Origin of the sequence: Streptococcus sp. 2018110, from assembly GCF_019754115.1 — a bacterium.
Lineage (GTDB): Bacteria > Bacillota > Bacilli > Lactobacillales > Streptococcaceae > Streptococcus > Streptococcus hashimotonensis.
This window is the reverse complement of the sequence record NZ_JAIJZO010000007.1, coordinates 40,830-59,133: the sequence shown is the minus strand read 5'-3', so window position 1 is coordinate 59,133 and position 18,304 is coordinate 40,830. Positions and strand designations below refer to the sequence as shown.

At 44.4% G+C, this 18,304-nt stretch carries 13 protein-coding genes; 7 read left to right on the top strand and 6 right to left on the bottom strand.

Going from position 1 to position 18,304, the window contains the following annotated elements; all coding sequences use genetic code 11:
* Positions 1 to 231: 231 nt before the first annotated feature.
* Positions 232 to 2,577 carry a formate C-acetyltransferase gene (gene pflB, locus K5Q34_RS05885; protein ID WP_024406841.1) on the bottom strand — a complete coding sequence of 782 codons (2,346 nt, stop codon included), beginning with the start codon at positions 2,575 to 2,577 and terminating at the stop codon, positions 232 to 234.
* Between the two features lie 315 nt (positions 2,578 to 2,892).
* Here pflB and dinB point away from each other — a divergent pair, with 315 nt between their 5' ends.
* The 5 genes from dinB (at position 2,893) to K5Q34_RS05860 (ending at position 7,001) form a co-directional block, all read left to right on the top strand.
* A complete protein-coding gene (dinB, locus tag K5Q34_RS05880; protein ID WP_105184024.1) occupies positions 2,893 to 3,960 on the top strand; it encodes a DNA polymerase IV in 1,068 nt (355 codons plus the stop codon).
* Between the two features lie 42 nt (positions 3,961 to 4,002).
* Complete coding sequence (locus tag K5Q34_RS05875) at positions 4,003 to 4,422, top strand: Rrf2 family transcriptional regulator (protein ID WP_044767603.1); 420 nt, start codon at positions 4,003 to 4,005, stop codon at positions 4,420 to 4,422.
* 239 nt (positions 4,423 to 4,661) lie between these two features.
* Entirely contained in the window at positions 4,662 to 5,288 is a 627-nt protein-coding gene (locus K5Q34_RS05870; RefSeq protein ID WP_172115553.1) for an NAD(P)-dependent oxidoreductase, read from the top strand.
* A 106-nt stretch (positions 5,289 to 5,394) separates the two neighbouring features.
* Positions 5,395 to 6,315 (top strand): 1-phosphofructokinase family hexose kinase, encoded by a 921-nt coding sequence (locus tag K5Q34_RS05865; RefSeq protein ID WP_172115555.1) that lies wholly within the window; start codon positions 5,395 to 5,397, stop codon positions 6,313 to 6,315.
* 47 nt (positions 6,316 to 6,362) lie between these two features.
* Positions 6,363 to 7,001, top strand: a complete 639-nt coding sequence (locus K5Q34_RS05860) for an endonuclease III domain-containing protein (protein WP_161949725.1) — start codon at positions 6,363 to 6,365, stop codon at positions 6,999 to 7,001.
* 167 nt (positions 7,002 to 7,168) lie between these two features.
* On the opposite strand, the gene K5Q34_RS05855 is transcribed toward K5Q34_RS05860, so the two are convergent.
* The 3 genes from K5Q34_RS05855 to rnhC all read right to left on the bottom strand — a co-directional run bounded on the left by K5Q34_RS05855 (position 7,169) and on the right by rnhC (position 11,252).
* On the bottom strand, positions 7,169 to 9,658 hold the full coding sequence (locus K5Q34_RS05855; RefSeq protein WP_208541991.1) for an ATP-dependent RecD-like DNA helicase: 2,490 nt from the start codon (positions 9,656 to 9,658) through the stop codon (positions 7,169 to 7,171).
* A gap of 64 nt (positions 9,659 to 9,722) precedes the next feature.
* Positions 9,723 to 10,352, bottom strand: a complete 630-nt coding sequence (lepB, locus tag K5Q34_RS05850) for a signal peptidase I (RefSeq protein ID WP_105143673.1) — start codon at positions 10,350 to 10,352, stop codon at positions 9,723 to 9,725.
* Positions 10,353 to 10,361: 9 nt separating this feature from the next.
* Positions 10,362 to 11,252: a ribonuclease HIII gene (gene rnhC, locus K5Q34_RS05845; RefSeq protein WP_172115559.1), complete on the bottom strand. Its 891-nt coding sequence runs from the start codon at positions 11,250 to 11,252 to the stop codon at positions 10,362 to 10,364.
* Positions 11,253 to 11,336: 84 nt separating this feature from the next.
* On the opposite strand from rnhC, the gene K5Q34_RS05840 reads away from it, so the two are divergent.
* Both K5Q34_RS05840 and K5Q34_RS05835 read left to right on the top strand, forming a co-directional pair.
* A complete protein-coding gene (locus K5Q34_RS05840) occupies positions 11,337 to 12,320 on the top strand; it encodes a Gfo/Idh/MocA family protein (RefSeq protein WP_221864668.1) in 984 nt (327 codons plus the stop codon).
* Between the two features lie 262 nt (positions 12,321 to 12,582).
* Positions 12,583 to 13,716: a LysM peptidoglycan-binding domain-containing protein gene (locus K5Q34_RS05835; RefSeq protein ID WP_221864667.1), complete on the top strand. Its 1,134-nt coding sequence runs from the start codon at positions 12,583 to 12,585 to the stop codon at positions 13,714 to 13,716.
* 571 nt (positions 13,717 to 14,287) lie between these two features.
* On the opposite strand, the gene treC is transcribed toward K5Q34_RS05835, so the two are convergent.
* Together treC and treP are read right to left on the bottom strand one after the other, a co-directional pair.
* Positions 14,288 to 15,913, bottom strand: coding sequence for an alpha,alpha-phosphotrehalase (gene treC, locus K5Q34_RS05830; RefSeq protein WP_221864666.1), 1,626 nt, complete (start codon positions 15,911 to 15,913; stop codon positions 14,288 to 14,290).
* 340 nt (positions 15,914 to 16,253) lie between these two features.
* The gene (gene treP / locus K5Q34_RS05825) at positions 16,254 to 18,248 is read right to left on the bottom strand and encodes a PTS system trehalose-specific EIIBC component (RefSeq protein ID WP_114866154.1); all 1,995 of its coding nucleotides are present in this window, start codon (positions 18,246 to 18,248) and stop codon (positions 16,254 to 16,256) included.
* Positions 18,249 to 18,304: the final 56 nt, after the last annotated feature.

Genomic DNA, 18,304 nt, shown 5'->3' with positions numbered 1-18,304 from the left:
ACACTCCACTGGAGTATTTGAACTCGCTTTGCCGTACTCTGCAGGGGTGACTTGCTCCGCAAGTGCTATCTCCAACCTTGCACAGTCACTCGACTGTACAAGCTGTCTGCAGCTTGTTGCCTAGTACTAAAAGTAAACTAAAAGACTATAACTATCCTTCCGCAACACTCAGAAGATTTTTCGACATAGTAAAAAGGACCTGCATGTGCAAGTCCTTTTGTCTTTGTTTGATTAAACTTGGCCTGAAACTTCTGCAGCGTGGTCGTCCATTGAAAGAACTTCGTGGAAGACACGTTGTGTCAATTCAGTTTTTTGCTCTTTAGTGAGGTATTTGGTGTTTACGCAGTATCCAGAGATACGAACGATAACATCTTCACCAGCCATAATCTTGTCGTAAACGTCGTTCAAGTCCATAACGTTCAAGTTGACGTGTTGACCACCTTGTTCGAAGTATCCGTCAAGGATTGTCACCAAGTTGTTCACTTGCTCATCGAATGTTTTACCAAGAGCTTTTGGTGAAACTTGAGTTGTCAATGAGATACCGTCGTTGGCATGTTTGAAGTTGAGTTTAGAAAGAGTATTCAAGTTTTGCAACCAACCACCACGAGATTTAGAAGTTGGGTTGGCACCTGGTGGGAAGAATTCCACTTTAGAAGTGTTAACAGAACCATCTTCGTTGAGGAATACACCGCGGTGAACTGGTGAGTTAGCTGTTTGTTTAGAGTAAGCAACGTTTGAAGTGATTGTCAAGATAGACACAGTTGCTTCAGCATTCTTGTACAATTTGTGCTTGTTCAAGCGAGAGAAGAATGCTTCCATGAGCCATTTCGCGATGTCATCTACACGGTCGTCATCCTCACCATAACGTGGGAAGTCGCCAGTTACTTCGTAATCGTAGATGAAGCCATCTTCGTCACGGATTGGTTTCACTTGTGCGTACTTGATAGCAGACAATGAGTCAACAGTATTTGCGAAGCCACAGATGCCGAAGCCCATGTTTGCACGAAGGTGAGTTGGCAAGAATGCCATTTGAACTGCTTCATAGTTGTATTTGTCAGTCATGTAGTGGATGATGTTCATAGCATCTACATAAGTGTCAGTCAACCAGTCAAGGGCTTTTTCAAAGTTGGCAATAACTTGATCGTAGTCAAAGATTTCAGAAGTATTTGGTTCAACACCATCGAACACTTTATAATCTTTGTGAACATCATCGTAACCGTTGTTCCAGCTTGAAAGAAGAGCTTTAAGAACGTTTACGCGAGCACCGAAGTACTGAATGTTGTGGCGTTGGTCTTCGCTTTCTGGATCAAGTGGAGATACACAGCAAGAGATACATGACATTTCACCATAACCATCTTTTGCCATTGTTGTCACACCTTCGTATTGGATAGAAGAGTGTTTGTGGCTCATTGCCATACAGTAGCGACGGAATGAATACGGAAGTTGGTCTGACCAAAGAACTGTTAAGTTTGGTTCTGGAGAGTTACCGATGTTGTCAAGTGTGTTCAAGAAACGGTAGTCCATCTTAGTAACACGGTGACGACCATCGTTACCCATACCTGCCATAGATGTTGTCAAGAATGTTGGGTCACCAGAGTAGATTTCGTCGAAGGCTTTTGTACGAGCGAATTTCACTGTACGGAGTTTCAATACGAAGTCATCAACAAATTCTTGGATTTCTGATTCAGTAAATGTACCACGAGCCAAGTCACGCTCTGCATAGATGTCAAGAACGATCGGCACACGACCAAGAGAAGTTGCTGCACCGTTGATAACACGACATACTGCCATGAAGGCGATGTTTGTCCATTGGATAGCTTCTTTGGTGTTCATCGCAGGTTTGCGAACATCAACACCGTATAAGTCACCTAAGCGTACAACTTGTTGCAATGCTTGGTATTGAAGGTTGATTTCTTCACGAAGACGGATTGATTCTTCATCGATTTCAGTAATCGCATTCCAGTCAGCTACTTTTTCTTCCATCAAGTAGTCTGCACCGTAAAGTGCCAAACGAGCGTACATACCGATGATACGACCACGTGAGTATGCATCTGGAAGACCAGAAACGTGGTGTGAGTGACGAGCACGGCGGATGTCAGCTGTGTAGGCACGGAAGATACCGTCGTTTACAGTTGTAGCGTGTTTTGTATAGATTTCATGGAGGAGTGGGTCTGGAGTATAGCCGTTTTCGATAAGAGTTGTTTCAGCCATACGAATACCACCACGTGGCATGAAATTGAGTTTGAAGAGCTCATCGTTTTGGATACCGAAGATGAGTTCGTTCTCTTTATCGATGAAACCTGCTGGAATATCAGCGATAGAAGTAGCACGATCTACGTCCATTGGGAAGCGAGTGTCTTCGTAACCAGCTTTTGTTTCTTCGATGATTTTTTTGATATGAAGTGAACGCTCAGTTGGGCCTGCGAGGAAGCTTTCATCTCCATCGTATGGAGTGTAGTTGGCTTGAACGAAGCGTGTTACACTTGCCTTATCTTGCCAATCTGTACCTTTAAAGCCTTCCCAGGCTTGGGCGAAAATGTCTTCAGCAACATTTTTTGTTTTAACTTTTGTTGACATGAGGGTTCTCCTTTTATGCTTTTGGGTATCGACTTTATATCAATACCAACATGTCATCATTATACCATTTGAAAACACTTTCTACAAGACAAAAATACTTGAAAATAAATGAAAAACCTTTCAAGGAATATGAAAAAATTTGAAAGACAGAGTTGGTATTTTCAAAGTGAATTTCTGCTTGTATTTGTAATAAGGTGATAAGCTGTCGTTTATTGTATTGGTAAGATGGCTAGTTCAACGAATCTAAAGGCTGAAACTTCCTAAGAAATGCGGTATAATATAGCGAGTTAAACTTGTAAACAGGAAGAGGCAGTCATGTTAATTTTTCCCTTAATCAATGATTTATCTAGAAAAATTATTCATGTAGATATGGATGCTTTTTTTGCTGCCATTGAGGTCAGGGATAATCCTGCTTTGAAGGGCAAACCTGTTATCATTGGGGCTGACCCAAGACTATCTGGCGGTAGAGGAGTGGTGTCTACCTGTAATTATGAGGCGCGTGCCTTTGGTATTCACTCGGCTATGTCCTCAAAAGAAGCTTATGAACGTTGTCCCCAGGCTGTCTTCATTTCTGGCAATTATGAAAAATACCAGGAAGTTGGGCGACAGGTTCGAGAAATTTTTCATCGCTATACTGATTTGGTGGAGCCCATGTCTATCGATGAGGCTTACTTGGATGTAACAGAAAATAAGTTGGGCATCAGCTCTGCGGTTAAGATTGCCAAGCTTATCCAATACGATATTTGGAATGAATTGCATCTGACAGCTTCCGCAGGCGTTTCCTATAATAAATTTTTAGCAAAAATTGCCTCTGATATGGAAAAACCGCACGGTTTGACCTTGATTCTACCTGAAGATGCTGTTGGTATTCTCGCCTCCCTGCCTGTTGAAAAATTTCACGGTGTGGGGAAGAAGACGGTAGAACGCCTGCATGAGATGGGGGTCTACACGGGGCAAGATTTGCTAGATGTACCAGAAATGGTTTTGATAGATAGATTTGGGCGTTTTGGCTTCGACCTTTATCGGAAAGCGAGGGGCATTTCTAATTCGCCCGTTAAAGTGGACCGTGTTCGTAAGTCAATTGGAAAGGAAAGAACCTATCGCAAACTTCTTTATCGGGAGGAGGATGTCCTGAAAGAGCTGATCAGTCTCTGCCAACGGGTCGCAGCCAGTTTGAAGCGGAATGGAAAAAAGGGGCGAACAATTGTTTTAAAGGTACGTTATGGTGACTTTTCTACCTTGACGAAACGTCATAGTCTAGAGGTGTATACGGACCAGACGGAAACGATTGAGAAAGAGGTTCGTCAACTAATTGAAGAAATTGGGAAGATTGAAAAAGGGATTCGTTTGCTGGGTGTGACCGTGACTAATTTTCAAACTTGAGTTCTGTTTCAGTCTATGATAGACTGAAAAAAAGGAGAAGAGATGCAAATTTCAAGTAGATTTACCATTGCCAGCCATATCTTGGTTCTCTTGGCTCTGGAAGGAGAAAAAGAAAAACAGACCAGTACTAGCATTGCAGGCAGTGTCGGGGTTAATCCTGTCATTATAAGAAATATTTTGTCCCAACTCAAGGAGGCTGGTCTGGTAGAAGTAGCGCGTGGTGTTGGAGGTGCTCGCTTGGCACAGGCTCCAGACCAGATTACACTTTTGCACGTCTATCAGGCTGTGGAGTTGTTTGGAGAAAAAGGTCAATTATTCGCTTTTCATGAGCAACCCAATCCAAACTGTCAGGTAGGCCGCAATATTCATCCCCTGCTAGATAGCCGTTTGGAAAATGCTCAGTCGGCTTTGGAAAATGAACTTGCTAAGACAAGGCTTGCTGATCTCTTGGCGGAACTATAGTCGTTTTATTAGGTCGATGTAAGGAGAAACTTTGTTTCCCTATTTCCTCCTTCAAACACTCCACTGGACTGTTGAACTAGTCTGTAGCATGTTGCACTAGCCCTAAAAGACTAGTTAGTGAATCATCCTTGTGATGATTTTTTTAAATTTTTAGTTGTAACCATTGACGTTACAATGAAAATAATTTATAATTGTGTTGTAAACACAATTATTACAACAAAAGCAAGTGAGGTATCAATATGAAAATAGCTATTATTGCAGCGAATGGTCAAGCAGGTCAAACCATTGCAAAGGAAGCAGTAGAACGTGGTCATCAGGTGACGGCTATTGTCCGTTCTGAAAACAAGAGCGTAGCCCAAGAAGTGATCCAAAAGGATGCTTTTGCTCTTACCAAGGAAGACTTGGCAGGCTTTGATGTAGTAGTCAATGCTTTTGGTGCTTGGACACCAGAAACCTTGCCGGGTCACGCTCGTCTTGCGGAGCATCTAGCGACCATCCTTGCTGGTAGTCCAACTCGTCTTTTAGTAGTTGGTGGTGCAGGCAGTCTTTATTTAGACGAGAGCCAGACAGCTATGCTGAAAGATACACCAGATTTCCCTGCGGAATATCTGCCAATCGCTGAGGCTATGGGTGCTGGTCTAGACCTCTATCGTCAGGCGACAGCTATCAACTGGACCTATATCAGCCCAGCAGCCGATTTTGATGCAGAAGGCTCAAAGACAGGTGCCTACACTATTGCTGGCGAGGTTTTCCAAGTCAATGCCCAAGGTGAAAGCTATATTAGTTATGCCGACTATGCTGTGGCTTTGGTTGACATTGCTGAAAAAGGTGTCTACCAGCAGGAACGAATTTCCGTATTTGCATAAAAAAAATTAAATGGTCTAAAAGATAGTTCCCGTCGAGGAATTATCTTTTTATTTTTTTGTTTGTATATAGTATAATAATATAAATAAAAGGGAAAAGGAGACCGATATGATTCACTTGATTTGTCCCAATTCAGCTCTGGACCGTACGCTACTTGTTGAAAAAATTGAAAAGAATATTCCCCTGAGACCGACGGAAGTGAGGGATTATCCTGGTGGAAAAAGCTTCAACGTGGCCTATGCCCTCCGTGAAAACGGTGTGACAGACTACATCATTCATACTATTTTGGGTGGTCAGATTGGTCGTTATATTCAGGAGCTTAATGCTGATAGTGGAAATACCCTGCGCGTGGTTGAAAATAGCCAGAATACTCGGACGTGTAATATCTATGTTGAAACCAGTACAGGCGATGTAGTACTATTTTATGAAAAAGGTTTTGAACTAACAGAGGATTTGCTCAACCAATTCACTCAGCAGATTGAAAATAGCCTGCAAGCTGGCGACATCCTAGTCTTTTCAGGCAGTCTGATGAAGGGGATGCCGGATGACTATATTCAGCAGTTTATTGAAAAATACCCAGAGGTGCAGACCATAGTGGACACCAGTGGACCAGCCTTACGTGCAGCTTATCAAGCTCGCCCAGCCCTGATCAAAATCAATAATGAAGAGCTGAAAGATATTTATCCAGAGCTGGATGAAGAAAGTCCTGAGGATATTTTACGAATACTGAAAGATGTAACCCCTCATGAGAACATCATCATTACCATGGGAGGTAAGGGTAGTCTGGCAAAAATAGGTCAGCGGTTCTTCCGAATTCAGTCACCTAAGAAAGAAACGCGTAATCCGATTGCCGCAGGGGATTTCTACCTGGGCTTGCTAGTCAAGGGAATCAGTCAAGGTCAAGCTCCAGAAATCTTTTTGAAAGAAGCGGCAGCCTTTGCAACGGCCAATTGTTTGAATTATTTTCCAGAGGTTGAAGCAGAGCAGTTTGCAGCGATTGTGGATACAATAGTACTAGAGGAACTGTAGTATTGTATCCCTTTACTCATCGTGCTATAATGGCAAGGAGAAACAAGATGAGATGGGGGATAGTAGTGGAACAGTTGACGGTTCTTTACCAAAATTTAAAACGGCGATATGGTGAATTTCACTGGTGGAACGATGAAAATCCCATAAAGGATTTGGTATCTATGATTCTTATTCAGCAAACAACGGAAGCAAATGCCAAGCGTGCTTTAGAACAGTTGGAGGGACGGTTGACAATTCATTCGCTTTTAGAGATGCCTGTGGAGGATTTACAAGAATGCATTCGCCCAGCAGGATTCTTCAAGCAAAAATCACTCTACATTCGGTCAGTGGTTGAGTGGGCCAATCAGTTCGATGGAGATTTTTCTCGTCTAGATAATGTTGAGACAGCAGTACTCCGAAAAGAGCTGCTGAGCTTGAAGGGGGTTGGCAATGAAACTGCGGATGTTATTTTGCTCTATTTGTGTCGAAGAAGTGTTTTTGTGGCGGATCAATATGCTCTTAGACTATTTAATCGGTTAGGACTTAGTCAGTCTAAGGATTATTTGAGTTTGAGACAGGAATTTACAGAGCAGATAAAAGATTGGTCGGTAAAAGACGCTCAGGAGCTTCATGCACTGATTGATGAACATGGCAAGCAGTTCAGATTAACAAAGGGGCGGCTTGATGAATCATGGTTGATGATATAGTCCATTAGTGTATCTTTTATTACTACGAAGAGCGAGGAAGCCTTATTTCCGAGTTCAAACGCTCCACTGGACTGTTGAAGTAGCCAGCATATCGTTGCCTTGTACTAATAAGCAAACGAAACGACTATAGAAGAGTAAAACCAGCAAATCTATTGACTTGCTGGTTTTTATGCTTTAAAAAACTCTTCAATATCTGCCTGATCTATGCCAATCATGGGGTCGATGGTTAGCAGGTTGTCCACCGTCAGAATATATTCTCTGGGTTGTCCACTTGTTTTTTCTGGCTGGTCTTGGTCAAGAAGGGACAGTTGTTGGCTGTTTTCTGTTACGGGCTCTGTTTGTTCTAGCCTATCTGACTGGGCAGGTGGCTGGTTTTGCGTGGCTGTGGCTGTTTTGCTTTCGTTGTTTTCAGTCAGGCTTTCCTTGCTGTCCTGCTCTGCCATTTCCCCTTGGAAACGTGGGACCAGATAGGTTTTCCTAACGGTTCCGGCGTTTTTGACGGCGTAGTCGAAGGCGGAGATTTCGCCTAGGAGGATGAGCTTGCTCTTGGAGCGGGTGATGGCGGTGTAGACCAGGTTGCGCTGGAGCATGCGGTGGCTGGTGCGGGTAATGGGAAGGATGACCACCTGGAACTCACTGCCTTGGGACTTGTGGATGGACATGGCATAGGCCAGGGTAATCTTGTACCATTCGTTACGGGGATAGGTGACCTCGCTACCGTCGAAGTTGATGGTAATCTCGTCCTGCTTGGAGTCGGTGTACTTGGCAGGCAGGAGGTCAGTAATATAGCCCAGATCACCATTGAAGACATTGGCCTCAGCATCGTTGATAAGGTGGATGACTCGGTCGCCTTGGCGGAAGGGCTGCTCGTTGTGGAGGAATTCCAGCTCACCGTCTTCTAGGGGATTGAGCAGGGCCTGGGTCATGGTGTTGAGTTGGTCAATGCCTGCGGCACCACGGTACATAGGTGCGAGGATCTGGACCTCTGTTGCAGGGATACCTGACTTGATGGCTGCGCCGACAATGCGTTCAATCAGGGCTGGAATTTGTTCGTTTTGCGCTTCAAAATAGGAACGGTCAGCCTTTTTCTCACGGAAATCGCTCGGCAGGGCACCTTGGCGAATCTGGCTGGCTAGGGTAACAATGGTCGAATCATCGGATTGACGGTAGATGCGTTCCAGAGTGATGCTGGGTAGCTTGTCGATTTTCAAGAGGTCAGCTAGGACCTGACCGGGACTGACAGAAGGTAATTGCTCCGCATCGCCGACAATCAGAACTTGGGTCTGGGAGGAGATGTTCTGGAAGAGCTGGTTTGCCAACCAAGTATCGACCATAGAAAACTCATCCACGATGATAAAGTCGGCATCCAAATAATCATCACGGTAGGATTCTTCCTGTCCTTCTACCAGACCGAGGTGGCGGTGGATGGTGGCAGAAGGCAGACCTGTCAATTCATTCATCCGTCTGGCTGCTCGTCCAGTTGGAGCGGCTAGGAGGACAGGGCATTCTTCTCGGTTGCGAGTAAGGTCAATCTTATGCAAGATGGCATAGACTGCGATAATACCGTTGATAACCGTTGTCTTTCCAGTTCCTGGTCCGCCTGTCAGAATGAATAGCGGATTGGTAATGGCTTGGACAATGGCTTCTTTTTGAATGTCATCGTAGGTAAGGGAGGACATACTTTCCAGCTCTGCTATGGCAGCCTCAACGTCTGCGCGTGGGAAGGGCTTGAAGCCATTTTTTCCCATCAGGCGGGTCAAGTTTTTATGGATACCATGTTCGGCAAAGTAGAGGCTGTTGTCAAAAATCTTTGTGCCTTCTTGCTGTACCTTGTCGTCTGCAATCAATCCCGTCAATTCTTTGGCAACAGCGGCAGGGTCCAGTTCTGTATGGCGGGATTTTTCCAGCAGTTCAAGGGTTGCTTCCAGCAAGTCTCTGGCCTCCACATAGGTATCGCCTGTTTCCATGGAGCGATGAATGAGGCTAAAGAGCATACCTGCCCGAAAGCGTTGGGGGGAATCGCTGGCAATTCCCAGGTTTTCCGCAATCCTATCGGCAATGGTGAAGCCGAGGCCCTGGACATCTTCGACCAGTTGATAGGGATTTTCTTCAATAATCTGAAGTGTTTTTTCCTTATACTGGTCTTGGATTTGAAAGGCCAATTTATTGGGAATGCCATACTCAGCTAGTTTTGCCAAGATCAGCTCGGTTCCATAATTGAGGCGGAGTTTCTCCACAAATGCCTGCATGTTCTTGCTGGATAGGCCTGTGATTTGGGTTAGTTTTTCAGGTTCAGCTAAAATCTTATCAATGGTATCCTCGCCATAGAGCTCAACGATTTTTTCCGCTGTTTTACGTCCAATTCCCTTGAAATGGTCGCTGGAGAAATACTTAACCAGACCAGCTGAGGTAGGCTTGCTGCGTTCGTAACGAGAAATTTGTAGCTGTTGACCATACTTGGGATGGGTGACCAGATTGCCATAGAAACGATAGTCTTCTCCTTCAATGACATCGGCAATCGTCCCTGTTACAATAATTTCGTAGTCGTCATATTCTGCGTCAGTTTCCTCGATTTCAAGGAGAAGGATTTTATAAAAATTACTAGGATTTTCAAAAATAATCCGGTCAATAGTACCGGTAAAATACACTTCGTTCATAGAAAATAGTTCCTAAAATAGTGAAAAAAGAAGTTTGGAACGGATTGCTCCAAACTTGTTTGTATTAATCAACAGTCCCAATACGATTGAAAGGCCACATGCGAAAGACAACTTCTCCTTTGATGTTTTCACGGGAAAATGTTCCTACACTACGACTGTCTAGTGAGACAAGGCGGTCATCTCCCATCAGGTAGTATTGTCCTTCTGGGACTGTCACGGTAAAGTCTACGTAACCATTGGCATCTTGTGTGAAAGCTTCAGCAGATTGGGCCACAGCTTGGAATTGTTTGTTGTAAGAATAGACTTCTTGAAGTTTATCTTTCTGGAATGCAGCTAGATATTCATCTAAGTAAGGCTCGTCCACTTTTTGGTCGTTAACATAGAGGACATCGTTTTCGTAGCGAATAGTGTCACCTGGCATACCAATCACACGTTTGACAATCAGTTTTTCCTTGCCATCGCTGTCTGTCTCGCTGGCTACAACAATATCAAAGCGGTCGATAGAGGTCGTTTTTAGCATGATGAGTTTTTCTTGGTGTTGAAGCGTTGGGTCCATGGAATGGCCATCGACAGAGACAGGATTCCAGATAAAGTAACGACTGGCAAAAAAAGCTACCATAAACAGTAAAAAGATGCCCCATTCAGCTAAGAAGGCGACTAGTGGTGAGCGTTTTGTTTTTTGGATTGCTCCCATATTTTTTCCTCATTTCAATAATTTTTGTGCTTTTTGCGTATTGGCAAAGTGGAGTTTGGCAGTTTGGTTGAGACCAGCCATACCATATTGTCTTAAGATGCTTGCTGCGACTTGGTCGGATTTACTGCCCGCACCAGACGGTAGATTCATCCCAACTAGTTGACCAAGCTGGACAAGATTTTCTAAAAACATAGCTCTAGCAATAATAGAAGATACTGCCACAGCCAGATACTTGCCCTCAGCCTTTTCTTCTAGAGTGACGGGGTTGGCAAATTGATTGGCTTCCTTCTTCAAGTACTTTTGATAATTTTGACTGGAAGTGAAGGCGTCAATGACAATCTTCTCAGGCTGGACACCCTTTTGCAAGAGTAGGAAAATAGCCTGATTGTGTAGGGCGACCTTGACAGACACCGCATTGTAGCCTTGCTCGATGACTTCGTTGTATTTTTTCGGTGACAATAGCAGAGCTTGGTGGGGGATTTTCTCTTTTAAGAGAGGGGCGATTTGGCAGATTTTTTGGTCTGTCATTTTCTTGGAATCATCCACACCAAGCGACTTGAGAAAGGCATGGTCTTCTGGGCGGACAAAACTAGCAACGACTGCCAAACCTCCAAAATAAGACCCGTTTCCAACCTCATCTGTACCAATCATGGGCAGGTTTTGACCAGGTATGGTCGTCTGTCCAGACTTTTCTGGCTCATAGCCCCAGAGCCCTGCTTCCTGCTCTGCCATTTCCCCCTGAAAAACGACTTTTCCAGAAGTGTAGATGGACAGGCTGGCACCGGTCAGTTTGAAAAATGCTTCTATGTAAGGATTTTTGCTGGTCTGCCGATAGCGGTCATAGTGAGCCATCATGGCTTGTTTTTGCTGGGCAGATGCCTTTAGTACAACGGTATTCATGTTCTTATTGTAACACAAATGCTAGTTAGAGTGTGCAGAAAAGGGTGGAATTTACTATAATGGTAGAAGAAAGTGAGGTACACTATGGAAGTGCAAATGAAGTATAAATGGGCGACTCTGGGAACAGGTGTCATTGCCAACGAATTGGTTCAGGCCTTGCAGGCTATGGGAGGAAATCTTTATTCGGTAGCCAACCGTACCTATGACAAGGGTGTGGAATTTGCGCAAAAATATGGCATCGAGAAAGTTTATCGAGAAATCGATGAAGTGTTTGGGGATCCTGAAGTAGACATTATCTATATTTCTACACCTCACAATACCCATATCAATTATTTGAGAAAGGCCTTGAAGGCTGGAAAGCATGTCCTCTGTGAAAAGTCTATTACGCTTAATTCAGAAGAATTAGCAGAAGCCATTCAACTGGCAGAAGAAAATCAGGTTATCCTGGCAGAAGCCATGACCATTTTCCACATGCCAATCTATCGTCAGTTGAGCCAAGTGGTTGCCAGTGGCAAGCTTGGAGATTTGAAAATGATTCAGATGAACTTTGGTAGCTACAAGGAATACGATATGACCAACCGCTTTTTCAATAAAAACTTGGCAGGCGGTGCCCTTTTGGATATTGGTGTCTACGCTCTGTCCTTTGTACGTTGGTTTATGACGGAAAAGCCAAGCCAGGTTTTGTCCCAGGTCAAATTGGCTCCGACAGGTGTGGACGAGCAGGTAGGGATTTTGCTCAGCAATGATGTAGGGGAAATGGCGACCATCGCCCTGACCCTCCATGCCAAACAGCCAAAACGTGGAACGATTGCCTACGACAAGGGCTATATCGAACTCTACGAGTATCCTCGTGGTCAGAAAGCAGTCATAACCTATACTGAAGACGGTCGTCAAGAGGTAATCGAAGCGGGCGAGACAGCCAAGGCCCTTTCTTATGAAGTGGCGGATATGGAAAAAGCTGTCGCAGGCATCGAAAACACCATGCACCTAGCCTACACCCAAGATGTCATGGAAATCATGACCCAACTCCGCAAAGAATGGGGCTTGGTTTATCCTGAAGAAATGTAAGGTTTTGACTAATCCGAAAATTGAAATGAGAGTGAGCTAGTAGCCAATTATTGGGTTACTACCTTATTCTCATTTTTTTTATCGTCATTTAGTATTATCTAATAATATGACAGTCAGATGACATTTATATTGATTGTGTGACAGAAAAGTCCTAAGATTACATAGTGGAGACAGTTTATTTAAAAGAACGGTTGAAGGCTTGTTTTTCAGATTTAATTTAGGTAAGATAGAACCATCTCGAAAATAAAGAAGGAATAAGATTATGAAACGTAAGAGAACAAATAAACCACAACATATGCGTCGCAAGAGAAAAACACCCATCATGAAAAACAATAAGAAGATGTTATACACATCTTCATTGGCTCTTTCCCTCTTTAGTACAGGGATGATTTCGACAAATGTTTTAGCCCTCGAATGGGCTCCACGTACTGTTTCTGAAATTAGCCCAGAAATTGTCCAAGAAGAAGGAAAGATGACCTATACTGTTCAGTATGGGGATACCTTATCAGCCATCGCCTCAGCTATGAATATTGATATGGACTTGCTGGCGAAAATGAATCAAATTGCAGATGTCAACTTGATTTTCCCTGATACGGTACTGACGACGACTGTTGACCAAAACAATCAAGTGACTCAGGTTGAGATTGAAGCTCCTGTTCAGGGAAACACAAATGAGACCGTTCAGGCAACTGTTGACCTAACAACCAATCAAGTAACGGTTGAGGATACGGTTATTCCGTTGGATCAAATTTCATCAGTTACTGACTCAGCACCCGTAGAGGAAGTTGTAGAACAGCCTGTAGTAGAAGCACCTGTAGAGGAAGTTGTAGAGCAACCTGTAGTAGAAGTGCCTGTAGAGGAAGTTGTAGAGCAACCTGTAGTAGAAGCGCCTGTAGAGGAAGTTGTAGAACAGCCTGTAGTAGAAGTGCCTGTAGAGGAAGTTGTAGAGCAACCTGTAGTAGAAGTGCCTGTAGAGGAAGTTGTAGAACAGCCTGTAGTTGAAACTCCACAAGTGACAGCCCTATCAACCACTACAGCAAGTACAAGTGCTTATGATGTTGGCTTGCAACCTCGGGTAGCAGCCTTCCGCGCAGAAGTGGCAAATGCCTTTGGTATTACCTCATTCTCTGGTTACCGTGCAGGTGATTCAGGAGACCATGGTAAAGGTCTGGCAATTGACTTTATGGTGCCTGAGAGCTCAGCTCTAGGAGATCAAGTGGCAGCTTATGCAGTTGCAAACTTAGCTTCTAAAAATATCAACTACATCATTTGGAAGCAGCGTTTCTATGCGCCGTATGACAGTATCTATGGTCCAGCCTATACATGGAACCTGATGCCAGACCGTGGTAGCGTTACAGAAAACCATTACGATCATGTGCATGTATCTTTTAATTAGACTTACAAAAATAACCGTTTCAGCCTTATCTGAAACGGTTATTTCTTTATATGTAGTAATATAGTCGAATGAATTAACTTTCAAACAAGGAACTGAGGTGCAGGCAGCTAGAATGAGGCTGGGCAAAAAGTCCAGCCACGCTTCTCAGAGTTCGTGTCAACATCTCAGCGCAGTGGTTGATTGGCAGATTTGTTCGTGTTTCACACTTCAAATCTGACCTAATCAACTGTGCGGGGGTGGGAAGACGAACTCTTTTTTAGACCAGTCGAGTTCTTTCCCACTCCCGTTCTAGTTTGAAAATAAGGCTTGCGAAACAAGTCACTTTCGTAGAGTACGGCAAGCCGAAAGTGATGATGTATCAAAGTTAATTCAAATGACTATAAAAAAGAAACAACTATCTCCCCCCAGATAGCTGTTTCGTGCGCAAATCACAGTATAAAATATATTCCTAAAAGAAACCTTAAACCAAGAACTTGCCTTCACAAGTAACATACTGAGCTGCGAAGGCAGGTTCTAATTTTAGGAAAATTAAAATTGACATGTAGAGTGTTGTTTTCGGATGCTTTATCGTTTATTTAACTTGAACCGCCAATGCTTGGTAAGGTTTGAGAATGATTTTTTTGCCTAGTTTGTTGTCAGGATAGTTGCTGATGAGGACTTGGCCGTGGGCATAATCGTCTGCCAGGTCGAGCTCAACTTCTTCTGCGAAGAAATTGTTGAGGACTAGCAGTTTTTCGCCGTTCAGCAAGCGTTCAAAGGCGTAGACTTTCTGGCTATCCTTGTAGGCTGCCTTGTAATCCCCTTCTGAGATGAGGGGGAGTTCTTTTCGGAGTCGAATCAACTCTTGATAGAAGGTAAAGATTGATCCAGTTTTTTCCTGTTCAACGTTAATCGTTTGGTAGGATTTGCCAGCCTTCAGCCAAGGGGTTCCTGTTGAGAAGCCTGCATTGTCAGAAGCATCCCATTGCATCGGGGTGCGGGAATTGTCACGGGACTTGGCCTGGATAATCTTGAAGGCCTGCTCAGGTGTATGTCCCTGGTCCAAGAGCATCTGGTAGGCATTGATAGACTCCACATCGACATAGTCGTCCATGCTATCGTAGTCGGGGTCAATCATGCCGATTTCCTCGCCCATGTAGATGTAAGGCGTGCCGCGTGACAGGTGGATAGAGGCTGCCAGCATGGTTGCTCCTTCCTTGCGGAAATTCTCCACATCAACAAAGCGGTTGAGGGCACGAGGTTGGTCGTGGTTGTCGTAGAACAAGGCATTCCAGCCATTTCCAGCTGACATCTCCTCGCCCCAAGTGTGGAAGAGGCGTTTGAGTTCCTCAAAGTCAAAGTCCATAATGGTCCATTTTTGACCGTCCTTGTAGTCCACTTTCAAGTGATGGAAGTTGAAGGCCATGGACAATTCTTCCCGCTCAGGAGCTGTGTAGAGAATGCAGTTTTCAATGGTGGTGGCAGACATTTCCCCAACGGTCATGAAGCCTTTGTCGCTACCAAAAGTAGCATTGTTCATCATCTTGAGGTAGTCGTGGGTAATCGGACGGTCGGTGTAGGCTGGTTTGCCATCGTTGATTGGGCAATCTTCTAGGACTTCATCCTTACCAATCAGGTTGATAACGTCGAAGCGGAAGCCTTTGACGCCCTTGTCTTTCCAGAAGTTGACTACCTTGAAGAGTTCGTCGCGAACATGCGGATTTCGCCAATTGAGGTCGGCTTGGGTCACATCAAAGAGGTGGAGGTAATATTTCCCGGTGTCGCCAAAGGGTGCCCAGGCATTGCCGCCGAACTTGGAAACCCAGTCAGTTGGCTGGTCACGCAGAATAAAGAAATCCTGGTAGTATTTGTCGCCAGCTAGGGCCTTTTGGAACCACTCGTGGTCTGTCGAGCAGTGGTTGAGGACCATGTCTAGCATGAATTCGATACCTAGCTCTTTGCCGACAGCCACCATGTCTTCAAAGTCAGCCATGGTACCAAAATCAGGATTGACGGCTGTATAGTCTGAAATGTCATAGCCGTTGTCCCGTTGCGGACTTGGGTAGAAGGGATTGAGCCAGATCATGTCAATCCCTAGCTCCTTCAGATAAGGTAGTTTTTCAATAATCCCACGCAGGTCGCCGACACCGTTTCCAGTTGTATCCTTGTAAGATTTTGGGTAGATTTGATAAACAACCTTTCGTTTGTCTATTGTCATTTTGCTCTCTCTTTCTTAATTTTTTCCTTCTTGCATAAGCAATGATAGGGAGTGGGAAAGAACTCGACTAAGTCAAAAAGAGTTCGTCAACAAGTCTTTATTTCTAGTTGTTGAGCTGAAACAGTCTATCCCCAGACTGTTTCACTCCCACCCCCGCATAGCTCCAAAGGTTCGGGGAACCTTTGGAGGTTGGAGATGAAGCGAACTTTGTTCGCAACAGTCGTGATGGTCAGATTTGGAGTGTGAAACACGAACAAATCTGCCAATCAACCACTGCGCTGAGATGTTGACACGAACACTGAGAAGTGGGTCAGGGCTTTTTGCCCAGCCTCCTAGAACATTAATTCTTTGTAACTGTCAGAATAGCTTCGCCTTGCGAGATGGCACGAGGAAGATTTCCGATAACTTGAGTGTCAAAGTCAGTTTGGTTGGTCACGATAACTGGTGTTTCACCAACAAGACCAGCAGCCTTAATGACATCGATGTCAAAGCTAATCAATTTATCGCCAGCTTTTACCTTGTCGCCTTGTTTGACATGGGCTGTGAAGCCTTTGCCTTCCAATCCAACAGTATCCATACCAATGTGCATAAGGAACTCAACTCCGTTTGCAGCAGTGATACCAACGGCATGGTTGGTTGGGAAGAGGACAGATACTTCACCATCGACTGGAGCAACCAAGACACCTTCGCTCGGGTCAATAAGGACACCTTGTCCCATGACACCTGATGCAAATACAGGGTCAGTAGCTTGTGACAATTCTTTGGCTTGACCAGTAAGTGGGCTGATCAATTCGATAGCAGCGCCAGTTTCAACAACTGCTTCAATTGGGGCTACAACTTCTTCAACAGTTTCTTCTTTTTTTGAAAATGCACCTGTACGTTTGAAAACAGCTGTCAAAATCATTGGGACAACAATCGCAACAATCATTGTCATAAAGAATGCACCCCAGTATTCAGCCTTGATAGACAAGATACCTGGAAGACCACCGATACCGATAGAAGTAGCTTGGATATTGAAGGTTACAGAAAGTAAGCCTGCGATACTTGAACCAATCATCGCTGCTACGAATGGGTAAATGTATTTTACGTTGACACCAAAGAGGGCTGGCTCAGTAACACCTAGGTAGGCAGAAATAGTTGCAGGAAGTGAAACCTGAGCTTCTTTTTCATTGTGACGGTTCATGAGGAAGTAGGCAAATACTGCAGAACCTTGAGCGATGTTAGAAAGAGCAATCATTGGCCAGAGACCAGTTCCACCAGCATCCGCGATCAATTGCGTATCGATAGCGTTTGTCATGTGGTGAAGACCAGTGATAACGAATGGTGCATAGAGGGCACCGAATACCGCACCGAAGAGCCATTTCAATGGGCCTGTCAAACCTGCCAATACGATAGTTGACAACCATTGACCGATTGTCCAGCCGATAGGACCAAGGACAGTGTGAGCCAGGATAATAGCTGGAAGAAGTGATAGGAATGGTACGAAGATCATTGAGACCACTTCTGGCACAACCTTACGCCAGAAGATTTCCAGATAAGAAAGTGCCAAACCTGCAAGGAGGGCAGGGATAACTTGCGCTTGGTAACCGATGCGGGCAATACTAAATGCACCGAAGTTCCAAGACCAGTCGCTGGCAATGGTTGCTGCATCTGTACCAGGTACAGCATAAGCGTTGAGCAACTGAGGAGAAACCAAACAGATACCGAGGACGATACCAAGGATTTGTGAAGTTCCCATTTTACGAGATACAGACCAAGTGATACCTACTGGCAAGAAGTGGAAGATGGCTTCACCTGGCAACCAGAGGAAGTGATTGACGCCATTCCAGAAAGGAGAAACCTGAACGATGGTGTTCCATACAGGGTTACCGTCAGCGTCAAAGACCAACTGCCCGTCTTTCATGGCTTGTCCAAGCCATTCCATCTGAACGCCTTCCAAGACGTTACGGAAACCGAGAATCAAACCGCCGACGATAAGGGCAGGAATGATTGGTGTGAAGATTTCCGCCAACATGGTCATAACACGTTGGATGGCATTTTGGTTGCTTTTAGCGGCTGACTTAGCAGCTTCTTTTGATACGCCTTCGATACCAGACACAGCTGTAAAGTCATTGTAGAAGATTGGTACATCGTTACCGATGATGACTTGGAATTGACCAGCGTTGGTAAATGTTCCTTTTACAGCAGGAATGTCTTCGATGACTTTTACGTTTGCTTTTTTCTCATCTGCAAGAACAAAGCGCATGCGTGTTGCACAGTGTGTTACTGCATCGACATTCTCTTTTCCGCCAATAGCTTCTAGGAGCTGTTTGGCTTCTTTTTCAAATTTTCCCATATATTTTTCCTTCTAGACGGCTTATGGAATCCGTCACCCTATATTTTTTAGACATC

Bases quoted from the DNA above. Each gene is read 5' to 3' on its own strand.
- pflB (WP_024406841.1), bottom strand. From the start codon at position 2,577: ATGTCAACAAAAGTTAAAACAAAAAATGTTGCTGAAGACATTTTCGCC.
- dinB (WP_105184024.1), top strand. From the start codon at position 2,893: ATGTTAATTTTTCCCTTAATCAATGATTTATCTAGAAAAATTATTCAT.
- K5Q34_RS05875 (WP_044767603.1), top strand. From the start codon at position 4,003: ATGCAAATTTCAAGTAGATTTACCATTGCCAGCCATATCTTGGTTCTC.
- K5Q34_RS05870 (WP_172115553.1), top strand. From the start codon at position 4,662: ATGAAAATAGCTATTATTGCAGCGAATGGTCAAGCAGGTCAAACCATT.
- K5Q34_RS05865 (WP_172115555.1), top strand. From the start codon at position 5,395: ATGATTCACTTGATTTGTCCCAATTCAGCTCTGGACCGTACGCTACTT.
- K5Q34_RS05860 (WP_161949725.1), top strand. From the start codon at position 6,363: ATGAGATGGGGGATAGTAGTGGAACAGTTGACGGTTCTTTACCAAAAT.
- K5Q34_RS05855 (WP_208541991.1), bottom strand. From the start codon at position 9,658: ATGAACGAAGTGTATTTTACCGGTACTATTGACCGGATTATTTTTGAA.
- lepB (WP_105143673.1), bottom strand. From the start codon at position 10,352: ATGGGAGCAATCCAAAAAACAAAACGCTCACCACTAGTCGCCTTCTTA.
- rnhC (WP_172115559.1), bottom strand. From the start codon at position 11,252: ATGAATACCGTTGTACTAAAGGCATCTGCCCAGCAAAAACAAGCCATG.
- K5Q34_RS05840 (WP_221864668.1), top strand. From the start codon at position 11,337: ATGGAAGTGCAAATGAAGTATAAATGGGCGACTCTGGGAACAGGTGTC.
- K5Q34_RS05835 (WP_221864667.1), top strand. From the start codon at position 12,583: ATGAAACGTAAGAGAACAAATAAACCACAACATATGCGTCGCAAGAGA.
- treC (WP_221864666.1), bottom strand. From the start codon at position 15,913: ATGACAATAGACAAACGAAAGGTTGTTTATCAAATCTACCCAAAATCT.
- treP (WP_114866154.1), bottom strand. From the start codon at position 18,248: ATGGGAAAATTTGAAAAAGAAGCCAAACAGCTCCTAGAAGCTATTGGC.